The 22011-nt window shown below is 57.7% G+C and carries 20 protein-coding genes and 2 tRNA genes; 8 read left to right on the top strand and 14 right to left on the bottom strand.

Features of this window, described 5'->3' with window-relative positions; genetic code table 11:
- Window positions 1-10 precede the first annotated feature (10 nt).
- Window positions 11-2539: a glucans biosynthesis glucosyltransferase MdoH gene (gene mdoH, locus HCK03_RS16955; protein ID WP_041144942.1), complete on the bottom strand. Its 2529-nt coding sequence runs from the start codon at window positions 2537-2539 to the stop codon at window positions 11-13.
- A complete protein-coding gene (mdoG, locus tag HCK03_RS16960; protein ID WP_076945190.1) occupies window positions 2532-4085 on the bottom strand; it encodes a glucans biosynthesis protein MdoG in 1554 nt (517 codons plus the stop codon). The genes mdoH and mdoG overlap by 8 nt, the downstream gene beginning before the upstream one ends.
- A 252-nt stretch (window positions 4086-4337) precedes the next feature.
- Between mdoG and mdoC the strand changes: the two genes are divergently transcribed.
- Window positions 4338-5501, top strand: a complete 1164-nt coding sequence (mdoC, locus tag HCK03_RS16965) for a glucans biosynthesis protein MdoC (RefSeq protein ID WP_041144940.1) — start codon at window positions 4338-4340, stop codon at window positions 5499-5501.
- A 50-nt stretch (window positions 5502-5551) separates the two neighbouring features.
- On the opposite strand, the gene HCK03_RS16970 is transcribed toward mdoC, so the two are convergent.
- The 6 genes from HCK03_RS16970 to ghrA form a co-directional block, all read right to left on the bottom strand.
- The gene (locus HCK03_RS16970; protein WP_167691935.1) at window positions 5552-6142 is read right to left on the bottom strand and encodes a TetR/AcrR family transcriptional regulator; all 591 of its coding nucleotides are present in this window, start codon (window positions 6140-6142) and stop codon (window positions 5552-5554) included.
- A gap of 65 nt (window positions 6143-6207) precedes the next feature.
- Window positions 6208-6732 (bottom strand): O-acetyl-ADP-ribose deacetylase, encoded by a 525-nt coding sequence (gene ymdB, locus HCK03_RS16975; RefSeq protein ID WP_041144939.1) that lies wholly within the window; start codon window positions 6730-6732, stop codon window positions 6208-6210.
- A gap of 395 nt (window positions 6733-7127) precedes the next feature.
- Window positions 7128-7619 (bottom strand): DUF1097 domain-containing protein, encoded by a 492-nt coding sequence (locus tag HCK03_RS16980; RefSeq protein ID WP_123551476.1) that lies wholly within the window; start codon window positions 7617-7619, stop codon window positions 7128-7130.
- A 102-nt stretch (window positions 7620-7721) separates the two neighbouring features.
- Window positions 7722-8276, bottom strand: coding sequence for a TorD/DmsD family molecular chaperone (locus HCK03_RS16985; RefSeq protein ID WP_041144937.1), 555 nt, complete (start codon window positions 8274-8276; stop codon window positions 7722-7724).
- A gap of 22 nt (window positions 8277-8298) precedes the next feature.
- On the bottom strand, window positions 8299-9036 hold the full coding sequence (locus HCK03_RS16990; protein WP_041144936.1) for a phosphatase: 738 nt from the start codon (window positions 9034-9036) through the stop codon (window positions 8299-8301).
- Between the two features lie 84 nt (window positions 9037-9120).
- Entirely contained in the window at window positions 9121-10059 is a 939-nt protein-coding gene (ghrA, locus tag HCK03_RS16995) for a glyoxylate/hydroxypyruvate reductase GhrA (RefSeq protein WP_167691936.1), read from the bottom strand.
- Between the two features lie 267 nt (window positions 10060-10326).
- Between ghrA and HCK03_RS17000 the strand changes: the two genes are divergently transcribed.
- Window positions 10327-10414, top strand: a tRNA-Ser gene (locus tag HCK03_RS17000).
- A 188-nt stretch (window positions 10415-10602) separates the two neighbouring features.
- Here HCK03_RS17000 and HCK03_RS17005 read toward each other — a convergent pair.
- Entirely contained in the window at window positions 10603-11508 is a 906-nt protein-coding gene (locus tag HCK03_RS17005; protein WP_167691937.1) for a LysR family transcriptional regulator, read from the bottom strand.
- 113 nt (window positions 11509-11621) lie between these two features.
- On the opposite strand from HCK03_RS17005, the gene HCK03_RS17010 reads away from it, so the two are divergent.
- The 5 genes from HCK03_RS17010 (at window position 11622) to HCK03_RS17030 (ending at window position 15311) form a co-directional block, all read left to right on the top strand.
- Window positions 11622-12482, top strand: a complete 861-nt coding sequence (locus tag HCK03_RS17010) for a pirin family protein (RefSeq protein WP_167691938.1) — start codon at window positions 11622-11624, stop codon at window positions 12480-12482.
- Window positions 12483-12501: 19 nt separating this feature from the next.
- Window positions 12502-13179: an isochorismatase family protein gene (locus HCK03_RS17015; protein ID WP_123551205.1), complete on the top strand. Its 678-nt coding sequence runs from the start codon at window positions 12502-12504 to the stop codon at window positions 13177-13179.
- 145 nt (window positions 13180-13324) lie between these two features.
- A tRNA-Ser gene (locus HCK03_RS17020) sits at window positions 13325-13412 on the top strand.
- Between the two features lie 160 nt (window positions 13413-13572).
- Window positions 13573-13866: a YciI family protein gene (locus tag HCK03_RS17025; RefSeq protein ID WP_115193161.1), complete on the top strand. Its 294-nt coding sequence runs from the start codon at window positions 13573-13575 to the stop codon at window positions 13864-13866.
- A 203-nt stretch (window positions 13867-14069) separates the two neighbouring features.
- Window positions 14070-15311, top strand: coding sequence for an MFS transporter (locus tag HCK03_RS17030; RefSeq protein ID WP_041144930.1), 1242 nt, complete (start codon window positions 14070-14072; stop codon window positions 15309-15311).
- Window positions 15312-15403: 92 nt separating this feature from the next.
- Here the strand turns inward: HCK03_RS17030 and phoH are convergent, their stop codons facing one another.
- The 4 genes from phoH to efeU form a co-directional block, all read right to left on the bottom strand.
- Window positions 15404-16192 carry a phosphate starvation-inducible protein PhoH gene (gene phoH, locus HCK03_RS17035; RefSeq protein WP_041144929.1) on the bottom strand — a complete coding sequence of 263 codons (789 nt, stop codon included), beginning with the start codon at window positions 16190-16192 and terminating at the stop codon, window positions 15404-15406.
- A gap of 509 nt (window positions 16193-16701) precedes the next feature.
- A complete protein-coding gene (gene efeB / locus HCK03_RS17040; protein WP_123551203.1) occupies window positions 16702-17985 on the bottom strand; it encodes an iron uptake transporter deferrochelatase/peroxidase subunit in 1284 nt (427 codons plus the stop codon).
- A 4-nt stretch (window positions 17986-17989) separates the two neighbouring features.
- Window positions 17990-19117 carry an iron uptake system protein EfeO gene (efeO, locus tag HCK03_RS17045; RefSeq protein WP_167692456.1) on the bottom strand — a complete coding sequence of 376 codons (1128 nt, stop codon included), beginning with the start codon at window positions 19115-19117 and terminating at the stop codon, window positions 17990-17992.
- A gap of 48 nt (window positions 19118-19165) precedes the next feature.
- A complete protein-coding gene (gene efeU / locus HCK03_RS17050; protein ID WP_167691939.1) occupies window positions 19166-20005 on the bottom strand; it encodes an iron uptake transporter permease EfeU in 840 nt (279 codons plus the stop codon).
- Between the two features lie 273 nt (window positions 20006-20278).
- On the opposite strand from efeU, the gene HCK03_RS17055 reads away from it, so the two are divergent.
- Window positions 20279-21463 carry a NupC/NupG family nucleoside CNT transporter gene (locus tag HCK03_RS17055; RefSeq protein WP_041144925.1) on the top strand — a complete coding sequence of 395 codons (1185 nt, stop codon included), beginning with the start codon at window positions 20279-20281 and terminating at the stop codon, window positions 21461-21463.
- Between the two features lie 94 nt (window positions 21464-21557).
- Here the strand turns inward: HCK03_RS17055 and HCK03_RS17060 are convergent, their stop codons facing one another.
- Window positions 21558-21992: a DUF3574 domain-containing protein gene (locus HCK03_RS17060; RefSeq protein WP_041144924.1), complete on the bottom strand. Its 435-nt coding sequence runs from the start codon at window positions 21990-21992 to the stop codon at window positions 21558-21560.
- Window positions 21993-22011 lie beyond the last annotated feature (19 nt).

The following is a 22011-nucleotide window of genomic DNA, read 5'->3' on the forward strand; positions in this document are numbered from 1 at the left end:
AACGTGCGGCTTACTTCGTTTTTAACGCCAGCGGATTCAGCGCCAGCTTGCCATAGGCATCCACCCACGAAGAGTATTTCTCCGGCGCGGCCCATACGCGATAGTGCAGGCGCGACAGGGTCACCGGGTCGCTTAACAGCACCAGACGACGGTCGCGGTTAAGTTTATCCGGCGTCTCGTTCAGCGCCTGCTCAACGTGACGTTCACGGGCGATATCGAGGATCGGACCGTGGCGGTGACGAGCGGTAGCCATTGCCGTTGCCAGCGCGTTAAACGACGGGTTAAACACGGCGTGCATAAAGCCATCATCCAGCGAACGCTGACGGTTTAGGGTCAGGTAGGCGTCGGTATCTTTCAGCACCTGCGGCGGGGAGTACTCTTCCGGGATCAGGAACAGCTTCCAGCGTTTGGTACGCAGACCAATGGTCGCCCGGCTGGAGATCACCGACACAAACGGCGACAGAATCAGCGAGAAGACGATCGGCGCCAGCCAGAACAGGAAGCGCAGATCCAGCCACGCCATGCCGACGGCCCAAACCAGGCCCAGCAGCAGCTGTGAACCGTGGCGCATAAACGCTTCGCCCCACGGGGTTGAGTCGTCATCACGCTGCGGCGAGTTCCAGACCACTTCCCAGCCGAGGAACGCGCTGACCACAAATACGGTGTGGAACAGCATACGTACCGGCGCCAGCAGCACGGAGAACAGCACCTCCAGCAGCAGAGAGAGGGTCACGCGGATAAACCCGCCGTACTCTTTCGACCCTTTGCACCACACCAGAATGATGCTCAGCAGCTTCGGCAGGAACAGCAGCACCATGGTTGAGGCAAACAGGGCTATCGCCAGCTCAGGACGCCACTGCGGCCAGACCGGGAACAGCTGACGCGGCTGCAGGAAGTACTGCGGCTCGGTGAGCGCGTGCACTACCTGCAGAGCGGTCGACAGGGCGAGGAACATAAACCACAGCGGCGCGGAGAGATAGGACATGACGCCGGTCAGGAACACCGCCCGGTGTACCGGGTGCATACCTTTAACCAGGAACAGGCGGAAGTTCATCAGGTTACCGTGGCACCAGCGACGGTCACGCTTCAGTTCATCCAGCAGGTTCGGCGGCAGCTCCTCATAGGAGCCCGGCAGATCATAGGCAATCCACACGCCCCAGCCGGCGCGACGCATTAGCGCGGCTTCCACGAAGTCGTGCGATAGAATCGATCCGGCGAAAGAGCCTTCACCCGGCAGCGGCGCCAGCGCGCAGTGCTCAATGAACGGTTTTACGCGGATAATGGCGTTATGACCCCAGTAGTGCGACTCACCAAGCTGCCAGAAGTGCAAACCGGCGGTAAACAGCGGGCCGTATACGCGGGTAGCGAACTGCTGGCAGCGGGCGTAGAGGGTGTCCATCCCGGAGGCGCGCGGCGAGGACTGGATGATCCCGGCGTTCGGGTTCGCTTCCATCAGGCGCACCAGACCGGTCAGGCACTCGCCGGACATCACCGAGTCGGCGTCCAGCACCACCATGTAGCTATACTGGCTGCCCCAGCGACGGCAGAAGTCATCGATGTTGCCGCTTTTACGCTTCACGCGACGACGACGACGGCGATAGAAAATCTGCCCTTCCCCCTGGACTTCAGCAATCAGCTCCATCCACGCCTTTTGCTCCGCTACGCAGATATCCGGGTTGTAGCTGTCGCTGAGGATGTAAACGTCGAAGTGCTGCTGCTGGCCCGTCGCCTTCACCGATTCCCAGGTGGCGCGCAGACCGGCGAATACGCGATCGACGTCCTCGTTACAGATAGGCATGATAAGCGCCGTCCGATGCGCCGGATTCAGCGGCTCGTCGCCGACGGTGGAGGCGGAAATACTGTACTTATCGCGCCCCATCAGCAGCTGCAGGAAGCCCATCAGCGCCGTCCAGAACCCCGCAGACACCCAGCAGAAGAGGACCGCAAAGAGGATCAGAATGCCGGTTTGCAGCATATACGGCAGCAGCTGCATAAATGAAACCCACAGGTTCTGCCCTACCATGTCGGCGGGGTTGATTAACGCCCAGCCCTGATACGGCAGAATGGTTTTCATGTACCAGGTCGCAACGACGGTCTGCGCCAGCGTTAGCAGCAGCAGCGTGTAGCGACGGATGGTACCGGCGGTGCGCCATTTCTGTTCGTTTTCCTGCTCTTCTTTGGTCAGACGAGAAAGATAGCGCGGGGTGACATCGCGTCCACGCAGCCGATCCCAGAAGCGGCCGACCGGGTTGGTCCGCCACGGATCCGGGAACATAGAGGAGCGCTTCGCCTTCGGCATGGCGTGCAGCTGGGTGCGACCTTCATCATCTTTGATGAGCTGATCGCCCGCCAGCGCGTCCGGCCAGCTATGCTCCAGCCGCGCTTTCACCGACCCGAGAGGGGAATCGTCTTCGCGGGGAAAATCGTGACGATCGGCGTCCAGCGCTTCATGTACCGCCTTCAGGCTGGTATCAGGAAGTGCAGACTTCTCTGCACCCGACAGCGGTAAGGCGTCAATGTACTTGGTTATGTTATTCATTAGCAGGCAGCTGATAGCTCCAGGTTTCACTCAGCGTCTGGTCGGCATTGACCAGCGCAGCGCGCATTTCCGTGGTTTTCTTCGGATCTTTCACTTTCACGCGCAGAATCATACGCCAGCCCTTGGTGATCGGGTTGTAACGCACCGCGTTCTCCACGATCTCCGCGTTATCGCCAATGCTCGCCTGCGCCGTTACCGGCGTATCTGACGGCAGTTTTTTCATCTCAGCGCCGGTGAAATCAACGATGAAGGCGATAGTGCCGTCCGGCTGACGAATCAGGTTCGACTGCTTCACATCGCCGGTGGAACGACGGGTCTGCATCACGTAGGCGTTATCCGGCGCGTGCAGCTTGTCTTCATCGCGGCTGAAGGTAATAGAGTATTTGAAGTTCATCTCTTTACCCGGCTCCGGCAGCTGATCCGGCGTCCAGTAGGTCACGATGTTATCGTTAGTTTCATCGTTGGTTGGAATCTCAACCAGTTCGATTTTACCTTTACCCCAGTCACCTTTCGGCGTGATCCATGCGCTCGGGCGCAGATCGTAGCGGTCGTCGAGATCTTCAAAGCGAGAGAACTGACGTCCGCGCTGCAGCAGGCCAAACCCTTGCGGATTTTCCATCGCGTAGCTGCTGACGGCCAGATGCTTCGGATTGTTCAGCGGACGCCAGATCCACTCCCCGTTGCCGGCGAGAATAGAGAGACCGTTAGAGTCGTGCAGCGCCGGACGGTAGTTTGTCGCCGGAGAGGGCTGATTCGGCCCAAACAGGAACATGCTGGTCAGCGGTGCAACGCCCAGCTTACCGACCTTGTCACGCAGATAAACCTTGGACTGCACGTCCACCACGGTATCGCGACCCGGCATAATGACAAAACGATACGCTCCGGTTGCGCGCGGGGAATCGAGCAGAGCATAAATCGTCAGACGTTTGTCGGTCGCTTTTGGACGCTCGATCCAGAACTCGCGAAAACGCGGGAACTCTTCGCCTGAAGGCAGCGCGGTATCGATAGCAAGGCCGCGAGCGGAGAGCCCGTAAACCTGGCCCTGGCCCAGTACGCGGAAATAGCTGGCTCCGAGCATGCTGACAATTTCGTCATTCTTATCTTTGCTGTTGATCGGGTACAGCACTTTAAACCCGGCAAAGCCAAGGTCTTTGACCGTGTCTTTGTCATGCTGGACGCTGCCAAAATTGAAGTAGTCCGGGTTATATTTGATCTTATGCACGCTACTTGCAGTCACTTCGTTGATAGTGACCGGCGTGTCGAAGTACATGCCCTGATGATAAAATTCAAGTTTGAACGGGGTCTTCTGGTTGTTCCAGTATGCTTTATCGTGGTTAAACTGGATTTGCTGGTAGTCCGCGTATTTCATGTCACGGAAAACGGAGGGCAGGTTGCTCTTCGGCGCTTCATAGCCCTTCCCGGCTAACGATTTTGCCTCTTTTGCAACGTCATCAATGCTAAACGCCCATGCAGATGAAGTACACAGGGACAACATTACGGCTGCGCTTAACCAGCGCATTTTCATCATCTGTGGTTTATGTTTCATATAAGTAAGCACTTCCCCCTTTGTGTGCTTAAATCGATCCGATCTATTTTAATGGAAATTCAGGCAATCCGACAACATAATCCCTGCATTGTTCAGCTTAGCAGTACAGGTAATGGACAGTTCTCTGTCACTTTTGCACTTTGCGTGCTTATCCTGGAGACAGGTATCCAGAGTTGATGTAGGGTTGCTGAGAATTTAAACGTTATCACCTTGAGTGATAAGACGAATTGTCTGAGAATGTAGTGAAACTGTATGAATAATGCGCCAGTAGAACGTGAATATTTCTTCGATAGCATCCGCGCATGGTTAATGTTGCTGGGGATACCTTTTCACATATCGCTTATCTATTCCAGCCACAGCTGGCATGTTAATAGCGCCGAACCTTCGTGGTGGCTGACGCTGTTCAACGATTTTATTCATGCATTTCGCATGCAGGTTTTTTTCGTCATCTCCGGCTACTTCTCCTACATGCTTTTTCTTCGCTATCCGCTAAAAAAATGGTGGAAAGTGCGGGTCGAGCGCGTGGGCATCCCCCTGTTAACCGCCATTCCGCTGCTGACCCTGCCGCAGTTTATTATGCTGCAGTACGTCAACGGCAAAGCCGATAGCTGGCACGCGCTCTCAGGGTACGACAAATTCAACACCCTCGCCTGGGAACTGATCTCGCATCTGTGGTTTTTACTGGTGCTGGTCGTTCTCACCACCCTCGGGGTGGTGCTGTTCAAATGGCTCACCGGGCGCCGCACGGAAGGCGGCCCGAGCCTTGGTGACACTGTCACATTGTCTCAGCTGTCGATGATTTTTCTCGCGCTCGGCGTGCTCTACGCGCTGATTCGCCGCACGCTGTTTATTCTCTACCCGCCGATTCTCAGCAACGGCCTGTTTAATTTTATCGTCATGCAGACCCTGTTCTACCTGCCGTTCTTCATTCTCGGCGCGCAGACCTTTATCAACCCGCGCCTGAAAGCGCTGTTCACCCGGCCGTCGCCGTGGTGCTACGTCGGGGCGCTGCTGGGCTTTATCGCCTACCGCCTGAACCAGCAGTACGGCTCCGGGGACGCGTGGATGTTTGAAACCGAGTACGTCATTACCATGGTGCTCGGACTGTGGATGGTTAACGTGGTGTTTTCCCTTGGGCATCGCCTGCTGAACTTCCAGTCGGCGCGGGTGACCTATTTTGTCAATGCCTCGCTGTTTATCTATCTGGTGCACCACCCGCTCACCCTGCTGTACGGCGCGTGGATTGCTCCGGCTATCCAATCAAACACCTTAGGCTTTATTGCCGGGCTGATTTTTGTGGTGGGGATTGCGGTGATCCTCTACGAAATTCATCTGCGGATCCCGCTGCTACGCTTCCTCTTTTCGGGAAAATTCCAGACTAAAACGCCGAAGCCGCAGGTTTCGGCCAACGGATAGCCCCGTCGGGGCTGCGCCAGGCGCGCGGCCCCGGAGCAGGCCAGCGAAGATTATTTTTTGTCAAACAGAAGCTGGAACAGGTCGCGATAGATCGCGGCCATCGCCGGCTTATTGGCCTCCGCTGCGGTGGTCAGCTCGCGACGATATGCCGCGCCCTCGGTTAATATCGCAATCAGTTCAGTGGCGGCATCGATCTGCGCCGCCGACATCTCGGGACGAGAGTGACGGGTAAGCCGCCCGCCCTCCTCTTTCAGGCGCCGGTCGGCCTGCTGTAAAATTTCGCGCAGGCGCGGGTTTCTCGAGGCTTCGGCGTTAATCTCCATCAGCAGATAGCTGTCGGTTATCGTGGCGGCCGACGGCGGTATGACGCCAGCCAGCATCAATGCCATCCGCTCGAGGTCGTGATTGCCGCGAATCATCTCCTCCACCCGGGCGTGAACAATTTCGCTGACTATCGCCTCGATAATCTCCTCTTTGCTGGCAAATATGCGGTACAGCTGCCCTACGCTAAGCCCGGCCTCGCGGGCAATATCGGCAACGGATGCGCCGTGGAGCCCTTTTGCGGCAAAACATGCTTGTGCAGCAGAAACAATCTCCGCCCGACGAACGAGCTGCTTTTGCGCTACCTTTCCCTCAGCCACCAACGGATCTCCTTCATTGATAATTTCCGACGCCTGCCTGGCCAGCAGCGTCGGCTGCGCTGCGCTTATTGTGCCTGCAGCAGGCGGTGATAAATCTCAGCCGTTTCGGCATCAAAACAGACAAAGCAGACGCGTTCCAGCGGATTGTAGCGCGTGAGAAAGGCGTTCACCGTCCGCACGGCTATCTCCGCCGCAGCCTGCTTAGGGTAGCCGTACACGCCGGTACTGATTGCCGGGAAGGCAATAGAGCGGTAGCTATTCGCCGCCGCCAGCTGCAGGCTGTTTTTATAGGCATCGGCCAGCAGTTCAGCCTCCTGGCGATCGCCGCCGTGCCAGACCGGCCCAACGGCGTGAATAACCGCGCTGGCCGGGAGCTGGCCGGCGGTGGTGATCACCGCATGACCGGGAGCGCACTCGCCCTGCTGCTGACGCACTATTTTGCACGCGGCCAGCAGCTCCGGCCCGGCGGCCCGATGAATAGCGCCATCAACCCCGCCGCCGCCGAGCAGTGAAGGGTTAGCAGCGTTGACGATAACATCGACTGCCAGCGTCGTGATGTCTCCGAGAATAACCTCAGGTTTAACAGCCATTTCGCCTCCTGTCGGCAAACGTCTTAAGTAAAGCTTAGCGGTAATATCGCATGACGGCCCCGAGGACGAAAGCCCGAGGCCCGGCAATGCGCGATATTCGGTTGCCAGAATAGCAAGGGTATGTTGCGGATTAATATACTTTAATTGCACTGGCTTGCTGTTTTCCTCGCGCAGGCTCCCTTTTGCGGGCTACCGACCGGCAATCCGTTCAATTTTTCGCCTGGGCCAGGGCGTAACAATATGATTAGCCATCGAATAAAACGGCTTCGAGAGTACAGTCCGGGGGCGTGTTACGCTCGCCGTGGCGCAAAGGAGCGCTGCGCAAGCAGGGAAAGTGATGTACAGAAAAGCAAAACAGGACCTGAGGTCCTGTTTTAGGTGCGGGATAGCGCCGCTTAGGCTTCGTCGGGAGTTTCGTGGGCCAACGATTTACTCTTTTCCGCCCGCGCCGCCAGCCAGAGTCCGCTGTTTTTCATCGCGTAGCCAAAAACCAGCCCCAGCGCCAGAGAAGGCACAATCAGTCGCCAGTCGCCGCCGCCGGCAAAGGTTGCGCAGGCGCCGATAAAGGTTCCGGGCACGAAGGAGAGCAGTACCTGACGCGCCTGAATGCACATCAGAAACGCCACGATGCCGGTTATCATATAGCCGAGGATCTCCAGATGCGGCGCCAGCGCGCTGCCGTAGACGATAGCCTGGGCCCATATCACGCCGCTCATCACTGTACATGTAGAGATCAGCAGCCCTTTCAGGCCGCCCTGCGGGCAGGCAAAATAGGCCGTACAGCCGAGAAAGCCCGCCCAGCTCAGCAGGCCGAGCGCGACCGCCACCCATCCCCAGATCCCGGAGAGAATGCCCGTCGTTATTGCAATTGCGAGAAGTATGTTCATGGCGCGTATCATAGCAGATACGCACCCTCCAAATGCGATCCTGAGCACACTATCTGAAATGGCATTCTCTTTGTTGCATTTGAATTGTGATATTAATCACATTTACTCTTCGTTCTCTTCCTGCAGCTCGTCCCACATGGCGGAGAGCGCCTCGCGCGTCAGCGGCGCCATTGTCCGCCAGAAAGGCGTCACCGCATGGGCTTCGACCTTGCCGAGGAAGATCCCGCACCACGGCAGAATATAGTCGGCAAACAGCGTTTCCAGGGTCTCGCTTTCATCTTCCGTCGCATGATCCTCAAGCCACGAAGCGGCCAGCAGCAGGGAACCAATATGGTCGGCTCGCCCCTCTCCGGTTGGGATCCCGTGCTCGCTCAGAAAGCCACGAACTTCGGCCTCCGTAGCGCCCTCAACCCAGGCGCTACGGTACGGCGGGACGCCGCACTCTTCGCCGACAAACAGCGCGTTGTAATCGGCGGCCAGCGGCTGCACGTCGCAGCTTTTTTGCAGGCGCTCCAGCTGCTCATCCTGCTCCAGCGGCCAGCTTGCCGCCAGCTTGCCTTCACGAATAAGGGTAAACAGCGGCACCAGCAGCGGGTCCTGTGGCTGACGATAGTACAGGGAGCCCAGCACGCGGCAGAGGATTGAAAACTCGTTCATTCATTTATTCCAGTTAGACAAATTAAAGATCGGCAAACTCAGCGATCGCCGGCATCCCGCGAGATTCAAGGAAGTTCAGCAGCCGGCGCGGAGAAACGTTAAGGATCCTCTCCTCGGGGAAATTCACCTCATCGAGGATCTTGCGGCACTCCCTGAATTCGCCCAGCGTAAAGGCAGTATGCGAATCAGAGCCAAGGGCCACCCAGCCTCCGGCATCACGCACCGCGGCGGCGATGGCCCGGCAGTTATCTTCACTGCCTACGCGTGAAGAGATAAAAGAGGAGTTGTTGATTTCCAGCGCCACCTGGTATTTTGCCGCCGCTTCGGCGACGGCCGGGATATCGACCGGATATTTAGGGTTGCCCGGGTGGCTGATAATGTGCACCGCCCCGCTCGCCATCGCGGCGATCATCGCCTCGGTATGGGTTGCTTTGTCCTGCGGTGGAAAGACCGGCTCATGGAAGCCCGCAATGAACAGGTCCAGGGAGGTGAGCATCGGACCGGAGCAGTCAATTTCACCGTGGATATTTTTAATATTGGCTTCGATACCGCGCAGAATGCCAACGCCGTCCACCAGCCGCGGCCAGATGCGCATATTGACGAAGTGCCAGTAGTGCGGCGCATCGGCCATATCCGGGCCATGGTCAGTGATCGCAAAGAGTTTGATCCCCTTGCGCTTTGCTTCGGCAATGTAATCGTGCAGGGTGCTGTAGGCGTGGGTACTGGCGACGGTATGCATGTGCAGGTCAACAGGATACATCACAATCTCCTTCTCTGTTTGTGGCAAGAATAGCAGGAATCAGGACGTATGATTAGCAAAACCCCGCCGCAGCGGGGTTCTCTTTTAATAACCGCGCTGGCGATCGACCTGCCCGCTGACCGTTTCCCCTCGCTCGAGCTGGCTAATCGTACCGGCTATATAGGTAATCGCTTCCTGCGGCCGCGTCACCGCGGCGATATGCGGCGTCATTGCCACTCGCGGATGCGCCCACAGCGGGCTTGCTGCCGGGAGCGGCTCGCGGCTAAAGACATCAAGCATGGCGCCTTTAAGTTTACCGCTTTCCAGCGCCGCCAGCAGATCGTCTTCAACGACATGGACGCCGCGCGCCAGGTTGAGAACATAGCTGCCGTCCGGAAGCTGCGCCAGTAGCTGCTGATTAATAATGCCGACCGTCTCCGCCGTGTTGGGCAGCAGGTTGATCAGGACCCGGGTTTCGCGCAGGAATTCATTCAGCTCGTCCGCCCCGGCAAAGCTTTGCACCTGCGGCCACGCCTTGCGGCTGCGGCTCCAGCTACGCAGCGGAAAGCCCCATGCCTGCAGCCCTTGCGCAACCTTCGCGCCAAGCACGCCGGCCCCCATGATGCCGATGGTAAAATCTTCGCGCCGGTATTCATCGAGCGGCTGCCAGCGCGCCTGCTGCTTCAGCGCCTGATAATCGTCAAAGCGGCGGAACCAGTGCAGCACCTGGCTGACCGCATACTCCTGCATCTGCAGCCCCATACCGGTATCTTCCAGGCGGAACAGCGGAATCGATAGCGGCAGCATCTGCGGATATTCGCGCAGCTTGCTGAGGATCGAGTCCACCCCCGCGCCGAGCGCAAAGACGGCCTTTAGGTCGCGGCCCTGGAGCATTTCCACCGGCGGGTGCCAGACCAGCGCATAGTCGGCGGGCCGATCGTCGCCAGGCTTCCACTCACGTACGCGCGCACCGGGGAGCTGTTTTTCCAGCTCGGCAATCCAGTACGGGATATCAAACGTCGGGTGGTAAAAGATAATCTCCATTGTGACTCCTGATAGCTAATGTCTTAAGCAGGTTTGCGTTAGCGTCGTATTTTACTTGTTGTTTTCTATTGGTTTGCCAGCATAGCAAATTTCGCCAGGCCGGCGGGAAAAAGAGAGTGGCGACAAAAAAAACGATTGTCGTGCGTTTCACCAGCAGGTTGCGCGAAGTTTGGCTAAACGCGCGCTTTTTTTAAAAAGTTGATTGACGAGAGATACGTATTTCCCTAAATTAGCGCCCGTTCCCAGCGACAACGGGAACGACAATATGGTGAGGTGTCCGAGTGGCTGAAGGAGCACGCCTGGAAAGTGTGTATACGGCAACGTATCGAGGGTTCGAACCCCTCCCTCACCGCCATATTTGAAGAAGAGCTCGTACGCAAGTACGGGCTTTTTTTTCGTCCGTTTGTGCAGCCTGAACGGCGCTCTGCCGATGACCGATAACATACCGACCTTAAGTCTCACCGCAACAATGGCGCAGGCAAAGAGTCGGTTATCCTCGCCGGACATGCCCATCACGATGAGAGAGAAACCCACGCCCCGGCGCTAATCCTCCTCCATCCGCTGATACTCTTCGCTGAGGAAATCCACCAGCGCGCGCACCGACGGCAATAGCCCGCGACGTGAAGCAAAGACCGCATGAATCACCTCCCGGCGCGGCTGCCACTCGTCAAGTACCACCACCAGCTCACCCGCCGCCAGCCGATCGCGCGCCATTAATAGCGGCAGCTGAACAACGCCAATGCCGGCGACCGCCGCTTCGCACAGCGCCAGCATGTCGGTGGTCACCATTCGCGGCGTAAAATAGACCTCCGCGCGAGCGCCCTGCGGACCGCTCAGCTGCCATTTATGCTGATGTTTGCCGGCGGCCAGGCTCAGTCCCGGCCACTCGCTGAGTTCAGACGGCGCCTGCGGCTGCCCCATGCGCGCCACCAGCGCGGGGCTGGCAAACAGCCGGTGCCCGCGATCGGCCAGCACCCGCATCACCAGATCGCTATCATCGAAGGGCCGCGGGCGCACGCGAATAGCCACGTCAACCCCCTCACCGACCACATCAACCCGTCGGTTGGTTGCCTCCAGATGCACGTTCACCCCCGGATAGCGCTGCATAAAGCGCGCCAGCATCGGGCCGATATGCACATGCAGTAGGGTAACCGGACAGGTGAGCTTCACGCTGCCGCGCGGCTCAGAACGCAGGGTATCCACCGCCTGCTGCGCCGCCTCGGCCTCGATCAGCATCGCTTTGCAGTGCTGATAAAACGTCTGCCCAACTTCGGTTACCGCAAACTGCCTTGTGGTGCGATGAATCAAGCGCACGCCGAGCCGCTCTTCCAGCTGGGCAATGCGGCGGCTGAGCTTCGATTTTGGCTGATCGAGCGCCCGACCCGCAGCGGCGAATCCGCAATGATCCACCACCTGGACAAACCAGGCTAAGTCGTTGAGATCCTGCATCCTTCCCCCATCGTTCCATTTTTAGAACAGTATAGGTCATTTTTGCTATCTACCGGGATATTAGCCGCGCATCTAAGCTTATCGACATCGAAACAACCGCACAGGAGAGAACAATGAAACAGATTACAGGCGTCTATACCGCGCCATCCCAGCACTGGGTGGGTAACGGTTTCCCGGTACGCTCGCTGTTTTCTTATCAAACCCACGGCGAGCAGCTGAGCCCCTTCCTGCTGCTGGATTACGCCGGGCCGCATAGCTTCCCGGCGGGAAGCGGCAAACGCGGCGTTGGCGAGCATCCGCATCGCGGGTTTGAAACCGTAACCGTCGTGTATTCAGGTGAAGTTGAGCACCGCGACTCGACCGGAAAAGGCGGCGTGATTGGCCCCGGCGATGTGCAGTGGATGACGGCGGGCGCCGGGATCCTGCACGAAGAGTTCCACTCGGCGGAATTTACCCGTACCGGCGGCGAGCTGAAGATGATCCAGCTGTGGGTCAACCTGCCGGCCAAAGACAAAATGGCCGCGCCCGGCTACCAGAGCATCACCGCTGACCTCATTCCCCGCGTCGCGCTGCCGGATAACGCAGGCCACGTTCGGGTCATCGCCGGTGATTACGCCGACGTTTCCGGCCCGGCGCGCACCTTCTCGCCGCTGAACGTCTGGGATATGCAGCTGACGCAGGGCCACGACGTCTCGTTACGCCAGCCTGCCGGCTGGAGCACCGCGCTGGTTGTTCTTGAAGGTGAAATCAGCGTTAACGGCGCTGAAAATGCGCGCGAAGGGCAGCTGGTGGTGTTGAGTCAGCAGGGTGAAACGCTGCACCTGGGCGCTACCGCTGATGCCAAAGTCCTGCTGCTGGCCGGCGAACCGCTGGGTGAGCCTATCGTCGGCTATGGCCCATTTGTCATGAACAGCAAAACGCAAATCGCCGAAGCGGTGCGCGATTTTAATAGCGGCCGCTTTGGCCAAATCTGACGCTACAGAGGTACAAAAAATGTCTACTCCAGCTAATTTTAACGGGGCTCGCCCGGTGATTGACGTAAATGACAGCGCCATGCTGCTGATTGACCATCAGAGCGGCCTGTTCCAGACCGTTGGCGATATGCCCATGCCGGAACTGCGCGCCCGGGCCGCCGCGTTGGCGAAGATGGCCTCCCTTGCGGGGATCCCGGTCATCACCACCGCCTCGGTACCGCAGGGGCCTAATGGTCCGCTGATCCCTGAGATCCATGAGAATGCGCCGCATGCTCGCTATATTGCGCGCAAGGGTGAAATTAACGCCTGGGATAACCCGGATTTCGTGGCGGCAGTGAAGGCCACCGGGCGCAAAACGCTGATTATCGCGGGCACCATTACCAGCGTGTGCATGGCGTTTCCGTCTATTGCGGCCGTCGCCGATGGCTATAAGGTCTTCGCGGTTATCGACGCTTCAGGCACCTACAGCAAGATGGCGCAGGAGATAACGCTGGCTCGCGTCGTTCAGGCCGGCGTCATCCCGATGGATACCGCCGCGGTGGCGTCCGAGCTGCAGCGGACCTGGAACCGTCCTGACGCCGCCGAGTGGGCCGAGGTTTATACTAAAGTGTTCCCGGCCTATCAGCTGCTGATTGAGAGCTACGCCAAAGCACAGGACGTGGTGAAGAACGGCGAACAGCTTGATTCACAGCGTTAAAGCCACCGCCCCGGCGTTTTTTGCCGGGGCGGTGTTCATTGCTTGAGCGAACGGTAAGGAAAGAATAAATACTGCTTGACCGTTTTAGCGCAACTCCCTATAGTACCGCCCCGTTGCCCGCCCAAGGTGTGCAGCGAAACAATATGGTGAGGTGTCCGAGTGGCTGAAGGAGCACGCCTGGAAAGTGTGTATACGGCAACGTATCGAGGGTTCGAACCCCTCTCTCACCGCCATATTTGAAGAAGAGCTCGTACGCAAGTACGGGCTTTTTTTTTCGCCTGTTGCCTCCCCCATTCACAGGGAGCGCCCCGAACCGAAACAGCGCTCATCCGGCTACCGCCCCTGGTCTCCCTATGCTACTTTTATATACCCAACAACAACATGGATATAAAAATGAGCACGATTGCCGTTGTGGTTCTGACTTACGTTAAACCGCTGGATGACGTTGACGCCCTGCTTCCCGCGCACGTGGAGTGGCTTAAAAAGGGGTATGCCGACGGCTTGTTTCTGGCCTCGGGTCGCAAAATGCCCCGTTCTGGCGGCGTGATCCTCGCCAGGGGCGATGATATGGAAACGCTGCGCGCCACGCTCAGCCAGGATCCGTTCCAGCAATCAGGCGTTGCCAGGGCCGATATCATCCCTTTTGAAGCCACGATGGCCGCTCCCACATTACAAAACCTGCTGTAAAAGGAAATAACAAAGCCCTGGTTTCCTCTCCGAGGGGCGACGCCCGCTATTCATCACTATTTCGTCTCGTTTATCGATACGGCGGGGCATCTGACGATGCTCCGGCTTTGCTCGCGCCTCCTGACCCTGGGCCCCTCTTTGCAGTAGATTACGATCGCTGACAAATCTATACTTGGCGCACAATTTCATCCTAAGGCCTGGACATGACCTTCTCTTCCCCACAAAACAAACGCGGCGTGACGCCGGCTAAAGCCATGGTCGCGGCGATCAGCGGCTACGCAATGGATGGTTTCGACCTGCTGATCCTCGGCTTCATGCTGCCGGCAATCAGCGCTTCTCTGGCGCTTAGCACCTCTCAGGCGGGTTCTCTCGTCACCTGGACGCTCATTGGCGCGGTGCTGGGCGGGATTTTGTTTGGTCATCTCAGCGATCGCCTGGGGCGCATTCGCGTCCTGACCTTCACAATTTTGATGTTCTCCGTTTTTACCGGTCTTTGTGCGGTCGCCCAGGGCTATTGGGATCTGCTGGCCTATCGCACCCTGGCGGGCATGGGCCTCGGCGGCGAATTCGGTATCGGCATGGCGCTGATTGCCGAAGTCTGGCCCGCCCATAAGCGCAACCGGGCCTCGGCATGGGTCGGCATCGGCTGGCAGCTAGGAGTCCTGCTTGCCGCCTTTATCACCCCGCTCCTGCTGGACATCATCGGCTGGCGCGGGATGTTTCTGGTCGGCCTGCTGCCGGCGCTGGTCTCATTTGCCATCCGCCGCGGCATGGGCGAACCCGAGGCGTTTACCAAAGATAGCCGCGTCGCTGAGGAGATGTCGTTCACGGCGCGGATCAAGATGCTGTTTGCCGACAGAGCCACCTCGAAGGCCAGTATCGGCATTCTGATCCTGTGTTCGGTGCAGAATTTTGGCTACTACGGCCTGATGATCTGGATGCCCAGCTATCTCTCCTCCAGCTTTGGCTTTTCGCTGACCAAATCCGGACTGTGGACGGCGGTCACGGTGGTGGGGATGACCTTCGGCATCTGGCTGTTTGGCGTGTTGGCGGATCGCTTCCCGCGCTGGAAAATCTTCCTTATATACCAGGTCGGCGCCGTGGTGATGGTCATTATCTACGCCCAGCTGCGCGACCCTGTCGTCATGCTGTTTACCGGAGCGCTGATGGGGATGTTCGTCAACGGGATGATCGGCGGCTACGGGGCGCTTATCTCCGATACCTACCCGCTGAAAGTGCGCGCCACCGCGCAGAACGTGCTGTTTAATCTGGGGCGCGGCGTCGGCGGATTTGGCCCGCTGGTGATTGGCCTGTTCGTCAGCCACTGGTCGTTTACCGCGGCGATCACCCTGCTGGCCCTGCTCTATCTGCTGGACATTTTCGCCACCCTGTACCTGCTGCCGAAAAATCAGGGCAGCGAAGATGCGCTGGGGGCGATTGGCTAAGCCACGCACCGCGTCGGCGACGGCGTCGGAATAGGCTCCGCGCAGAAAAAACAAAGCCCGGGTTTCCCCGGGCTTTGCACTAAATTTAACCGCTAGTAGTAGGCTTTCAGCGCTCGCTGGCAGAGCATCGAGCGGACGCAGTCGTCGGTCGTAAAGCGGACAATACCAACCATCTCGTCTTCTTCAAAACGCGCCAGCGCATCGACCAGGCCAGACCTTACGCCAGAGGGTAAATCACACTGGGTAATGTCGCCGTTGACGATAACCGTCACGTTCTCCCCGAGGCGGGTCAAAAACATTTTCATTTGCGCAGCGGTCACGTTCTGAGCCTCGTCCAGAATCACAACCGCATTTTCAAATGTACGTCCGCGCATATAGGCGAACGGCGCGATTTCCACCTTGCCGATTTCCGGCCGCAGGCAGTATTGCATAAAGGAAGCGCCCAGCCTTCTCACCAGCACATCATAAACGGGGCGGAAATAGGGGGCGAATTTCTCGGCGATATCTCCCGGTAAGAAGCCGAGGTCTTCATCGGCTTGCAGAACGGGACGGGTAACAATAATTCTGTCCACATCCTTATGGATCAGGGCTTCAGCTGCTTTTGCCGCGCTAATCCAGGTCTTCCCGCACCCGGCTTCACCGGTGGCAAAGATCAGCTGTTTATTGTCGATGGCATTCAAATAATGCACCTGAGCGTCATTGCGCGCTTCAATCGGCGATAAATCGCGGCTGTCCCGCGCCATGCCAATGGCTTCTACGCCACTCATTTGCACAAGCGATGTGACCGATTCTTCTTCGCGCTGCTTATGGCTGCGCGAATCCTGTCTCAGCACACGTTTGGCCTCACGACGAGCTTTGGTCACTGCTTTTTGTCTTCCCATGGATAGCACCTTGCGTTGTTGGTTTACATCACACGCGTCAATATCGACGCGATTATGCGCACGAACGATTGAGGTTTGGCTTCCTTGTAAGCCATTGCTTGCCTGTCGAATTGACAACGGGTCACGGCTACGCGCACCGCTCACCCGGTCTGGGTTAGGATGGTCTGTAGTGACTGGAGAAATATTTGGGGTGTGGGAATCGCGGCCGGAAGTGTGGCCCCCGTGCTGATGAGTACGGTAAGAAGTTTTACATTTTCCGTTACAGCAATCGGGCATTCGCGATCTCCATAGTGAAACGACATCACTGCCGGGAACTACCGCGTCTGTAATAAGTACATCAAAAATAATTCTTAATGCAACTTATTTTTCACATACAGACAACAAATAATTTTCATTGCAGCTCTGGAGAGTTTCCGACAATTAGATTACAGAAAAATAACACAAGGCAGGAAATACAAAAAAAGAATGGAAAAACAGCAGAAAACGCCCTGCCCTTGCGGGCAGGAACGTCAGGCTTCAAGCAGGGACTGCGCCAGGTAGTGCTGGCTATCCTTGACGCCCGGCAGTGCAAAGAAGTAGCCGCCGCCGATCGGCTTGACGTACTCCTCCAGCGCTTCGCCGTTGAGACGCTTTTGCACCGTCAGGAAACCTTTTTCCAGATCGTGCTGATAGCAGACAAACAGCAGCCCCATATCCAGCTGCCCGGAGTTGGTCACCCCCAGCGAATAGCTGTAGCCGCGGCGCATCATCAGGCTCGACTGGGTCTGCGGCGTACGCGGGTTAGCCAGCCGGATGTGGCTATCGAGGGCGATAATATCGCCATCGGGATCCTTCGCGTAATCCGGCACGTCGTGCTCGTGCTGCATTCCCAGCGGCGCGCCGCTGTGCTTGTCGCGACCGAAAATAGTCTGCTGCTCTTTCAGCGGCGTACGATCCCAGAACTCAACGTGGAACTGGATAATACGCGCCGCCTGGTAGCTGCCGCCCGTCGCCCACGCCGGTTCTCCCTGCCCGGCGGTAACCCAAACTACCTCGTCCATCAGCGCGCCGTCGGTGCTGACCGGGTTCGCCGTACCGTCCTTAAAGCCCAGCAGGTTAACCGGCGTCTCCTTGCCTTTGCTCCGCGCGGCGCTATCGGAGATAAAGCCCTCGCGCTTCCAGCGGACGCTCAGCAGATCCGGAGTATGCTTAATCACATCGCGCAGCGCGTGGATCACCGTATCCTGGGTGTTGGCGCAAATCTGTAGCAGCAGATCGCCGTGACAGAGCGCGGCATCCAGCGAATCGTTGGGAAAGCGCGTCATCTTCTGCAGCTTCTTCGGCGCGAGACTCGCTAACCCGTAGCGCGCGTCAAACAGCGAATGGCCGACCGAAACGGTCATCGTCAGGTTATCCGGGGCGATCCACGGCCCGAGAATGCCCGAGTCCATCGGCGGCAGGCGCGGATTCGGCGTGTCCGGCGCCGGCCCGCCCTTGGTCAGGAAGGCAATACGCTGGGTCAGCAGACGAAACAGCCGCTCGAGGTCGGCCTTATCGCTGGCCAGCACGTCGAAGGCCACCAGCATCATCGCGGTTTGCTGCGGGGTGAGGATCCCCGCCTGGTGCAGGCCATAAAAGGGCTGCTCCTCCATACGCGCGTTGGGCGACAGCGTGCCCGGCGAGCTGGTGCTTTTGGCCGCATGCGCAACCGGACAGCCGCCGGCGATAGCCAGCGCGCCGCCTAGCGCGCCGATCCCTTTTAGTAACCGCCGACGTGAAGGTTCATTCACGTCGAATTGCTTCTGTTCTGCCATCGCTTTAGTCCAGACCCAGGATCCCGCGCAGCTGAGCCAGATCTTCCGCCAGGGTGGTGATCGGGCCTTTCAGCGCGTTACGATCCGCATCGGTCAGCTTGTCATAGGTCTCATAGCCGTCTTTGGTGCGGTATTTCGCGAGGATCGCGTCAACTTTCTTGAAGTTAGCGTCAACTTTCGCCAGCAGCGCGGCGTTCTCTTTTTGCAGCTGCGGACGCAGCAGGTCGACAATTTTCTGCGCGCCGTCAACGTTGGCCTGGAAATCCCACAGGTCGGTGTGGCTGTAGCGATCTTCTTCGCCGCTGATTTTACTGGCGGCCACTTCTTCAATCAGGCCCGCCGCGCCGCCCACCACTTTAGACGGCGGGAACGCCAGCTCGCTGATGCGCTTTTGCAGCTCCAGCACGTCGCTGTTCAGACGGTCGGCGTAGCTCTCCATGCCCTTGGTGCTGTTGTCGCCAAACAGGGCTTTTTCCAGACGGTGGAAGCCGGTGAATTTCGGATCTTCCTCCTTCTTCTCGTAGTCGTCTTCACGGGCATCAATGCTGCCATCAAGATCGGAGAACAGCTCGGCGATCGGTTCGATGCGCTCGTAGTGCTGACGCGTCGGGGCATACAGCGCTTTCGCTTTTTCGATATCGCCCGCTTTCACCGCGTCGGTGAAGGCCTTCGTGCCGCTAACCAGCTGGGCAGTTTGTGCCGTGACGTAGGCTTTATAGGCGGTAATCGCTTCGCCGAGGCTCAGCAGCGCGTCGGCTTTCGCCGCGTCTTGGGTGGCCGCACCGGTGACAATCAGCTTCCCTTTCGGGTTAGTCAGCAGGCCGCAGGTCATATCGTATTCGCCCGGCTGCAGGTTAGCCGTCAGCTTTTGCGTAAAGCCCGGCGCAATGTTTTCGCGCTCTTCCACGACCATCACGCCTTTAAGGATCTCCCACTCCAGCGCCTTCTGACTGTGGTTCTGAATGATGAACTGCGTTTTACCCGCTTTCACGGTCACGTTCATCGGTTCACACTGCTTGTCATTAACGGTCACTTTTACCTGCGGAATATCCGCAGCCTGGACGCAAAAGGCGGAGCTGAACAACGCTGCGACGGCAAGCTGCAGCGCATTACGGCGAAAATGAGTCATTATGATCATCCCTTTCGGTAAGTATGTTGTAACGATATATCCTGCGGCGCCCTACTTAAGCGGAGCGGTACGCGAGGCTGCTGGATTGCTACGCGGCGGCAGCGCAAACAGCACCAGCGCCGGAATCAAATAGATAAAGTACACCGCCACTTCGCTGACGGTCGGCGCTTCCTGATAGCCAAAGATGCCTTCAAGCAGCGTACCGAACAGGCTGTGCGTCGACAGCACGCCGCTCAGATCGAACGCCACGTCCTGGAAGTGGTTCCACAGCCCGGCCTCGTGAAAGGCGCGAATGGCGCCGGCGGCAAGGCCCGCGGCGACCAGCAGGATGAACAGGCTGGTCCACTTGAAGAACGCGCCGAGGTTAAGGCGGATGCCGCCCCAGTACAGCAGGAAACCGAGGACGACTGCGGTGGCGAGGCCAAGTATCGCGCCCAGCGGCGGCCAGATACCGACATCCTGCTGGAACGCCGCCAGCAGGAAAAATACCGACTCCAGCCCTTCGCGCGCGACGGCAAAAAAGACCATCATCACCAGCGCCCAGCCGTGGTTGTTACCGCGCTGCAGGGCGTTATCCACCGCCTGCTCCAGCTGCTGCTTCACGTTGCGCGACACCTTGCGCATCCAGAACACCATCCAGGTCAGGATAAAGACCGCGACCAGCGCCACGATGCCCTCAAACAGCTCCTGTTCACGCTGCGGAAATTCGCCGGTTGTTTCGTTGATAAAGGTCCCCAGGCCGAGGCACAGCGCCGCCGCGAGGAACACCCCAATCCACATTACGCCAATCCAGTTTCCACGCTGAGTGCGTTTCAGATAGCTGGCGATCAGGCTGACAATCAGCGCGGCCTCCAGGCCTTCACGTAACATGATGAGAAATGGAACAAACATGCAGACATCCTTAAATGTGAGCCGCAGTCAACGGATGCAAAGATAGGTAAATATTTCTGATAGTGATTATCATTACAATAATCAGAAACACAAGTGAAATGTGTAGAGAATGATGACGAGGTGTAAATTAATCGCTGGAAAATAATTACTTAGGCAAGTATTCGCCTGTGCCAGCGGCGAAGAACAGGATCGACGGTTTTTTCGCAGCAGATATTTACCGGGCGTAGCGGCTGTGGCTAAATAGCGGCCTTATTTATCTGCGAAAAGAATAATATGACTCAGTTTTTACACTTCCTGCTGGCGCTGGTGGTTATCCTCGGCCTTGCCTGGCTTGCCAGCTATGACCGACAAAAAATCCGCTTTCGCTATATTATCCAGTTAATTGTTATTGAAATTGCCCTGGCTTTCTTTTTTCTCCACGCCGAAAGCGGCCTGTGGATAGTTAAAAATATCTCCGGCTTTTTCACCTCATTACTCGGCTTTGCCGCTGAGGGCACCAACTTTGTATTTGGCGGCATGAGTGAAAAAGGCCTGGCCTTTATTTTCCTCGGCGTGCTGTGCCCGATTGTCTTTATCTCCGCGCTGATTGGTATTCTCCAGCACTGGCGCATTCTGCCCATTTTCATTCGCGTCATTGGCACCCTGCTGTCAAAGGTCAACGGCATGGGCAAGCTCGAATCCTTTAACGCCGTCAGCTCGCTGATCCTCGGACAGTCGGAAAACTTCATTGCCTATAAGGGCGTGCTCGGCGATCTCTCCTCTCGCCGGCTGTTCACCATGGCCGCCACCGCGATGTCGACGGTGTCGCTGTCGATTGTTGGCGCCTATATGAGCATGCTGGACGCGAAATACGTCGTCGCGGCGCTGATCCTCAATATGTTCAGCACCTTTATTGTGCTGTCCATTATTAACCCGACGCGACCGGGCAGCGAAGAAGAGATTAAGCTGGAGAAGCTGCATGAGTCGCAGAGCTTCTTTGAAATGCTGGGCGAATATATTCTGGCTGGCTTCAAGGTTGCGATGATTATTCTGGCAATGCTGATGGGCTTTATTGCCTTAATCAGCGCCGTTAACGCCCTCTTCGCTACCGTATTTGGCCTCAGCTTCCAGCAGATTCTGGGCTACGTCTTTTACCCGCTGGCGTGGCTGATCGGTATTCCGCTCAGCGATGCGCTGAACGCCGGGAGTATTATGGCGACCAAGCTGGTGGCCAACGAGTTTGTCGCGATGATCGAGCTGCAGAAAATTGCCGCCGGCATGACGCCGCGCGGGCTGGGCATTCTGTCGGTCTTCCTGGTCTCTTTTGCTAACTTTGCCTCGATTGGCATTATCGCCGGCGCCATTAAGGGGCTTAACGAGCCGCAGGGCAACATTGTTTCCCGCTTCGGCCTGCGCCTGGTCTACGGTGCGACGCTGGTCAGCCTGCTCTCCGCCAGCTTCGCCGGTCTGGTGCTGTAAGCGCGAGCTTGCGCCGCGAATATCGCCGCAATTAAGGCGGGGCATCGCCCCGCCTTTTCTTAAGCAAGAAGCCTTATTCAGCAATAACGCTTATTTAGAAATGAACGCAAACCTGGCGATCGACGCGCATCACCGACTCCTGGGCGAAGCGCGACTTATAGATCGTGCGCAGCGCCTCAATCCCCTCTTCGCTCTTCGCATCTTTCCCGTGGATCAGCATCAGCGCCTTGCTCTGCTCGCGCGCCACGCTCCCGTCGTTACCCAGCCACTGGCCCCGGGCGTCAAATACCGTCAGGCCGTCGCGAAAGCGCGGGGTGACGTCGCGGTCAACAAACTGCTGCCACTCCGCGGGGGTGATATCTTTACCCGCCGGACGGCTGAGGCCAAAGTACAGCGTGGTCTGCTCCATGGAATTGTCCGCCGGGCAGGCGCCGGCAGCCGGCGCTGAAACGGTCGTTTTGGCTGGTGCCACGCAGCCGCCAAGCAGCCCTGCCAGCACCAGCGCCATTGCACCCTGTCTGAAACTCATATTGCTATCCTCATTGTTA

It is taken from the genome of Klebsiella terrigena (genome assembly GCF_012029655.1).
GTDB classification, from domain to species: domain Bacteria; phylum Pseudomonadota; class Gammaproteobacteria; order Enterobacterales; family Enterobacteriaceae; genus Klebsiella; species Klebsiella terrigena.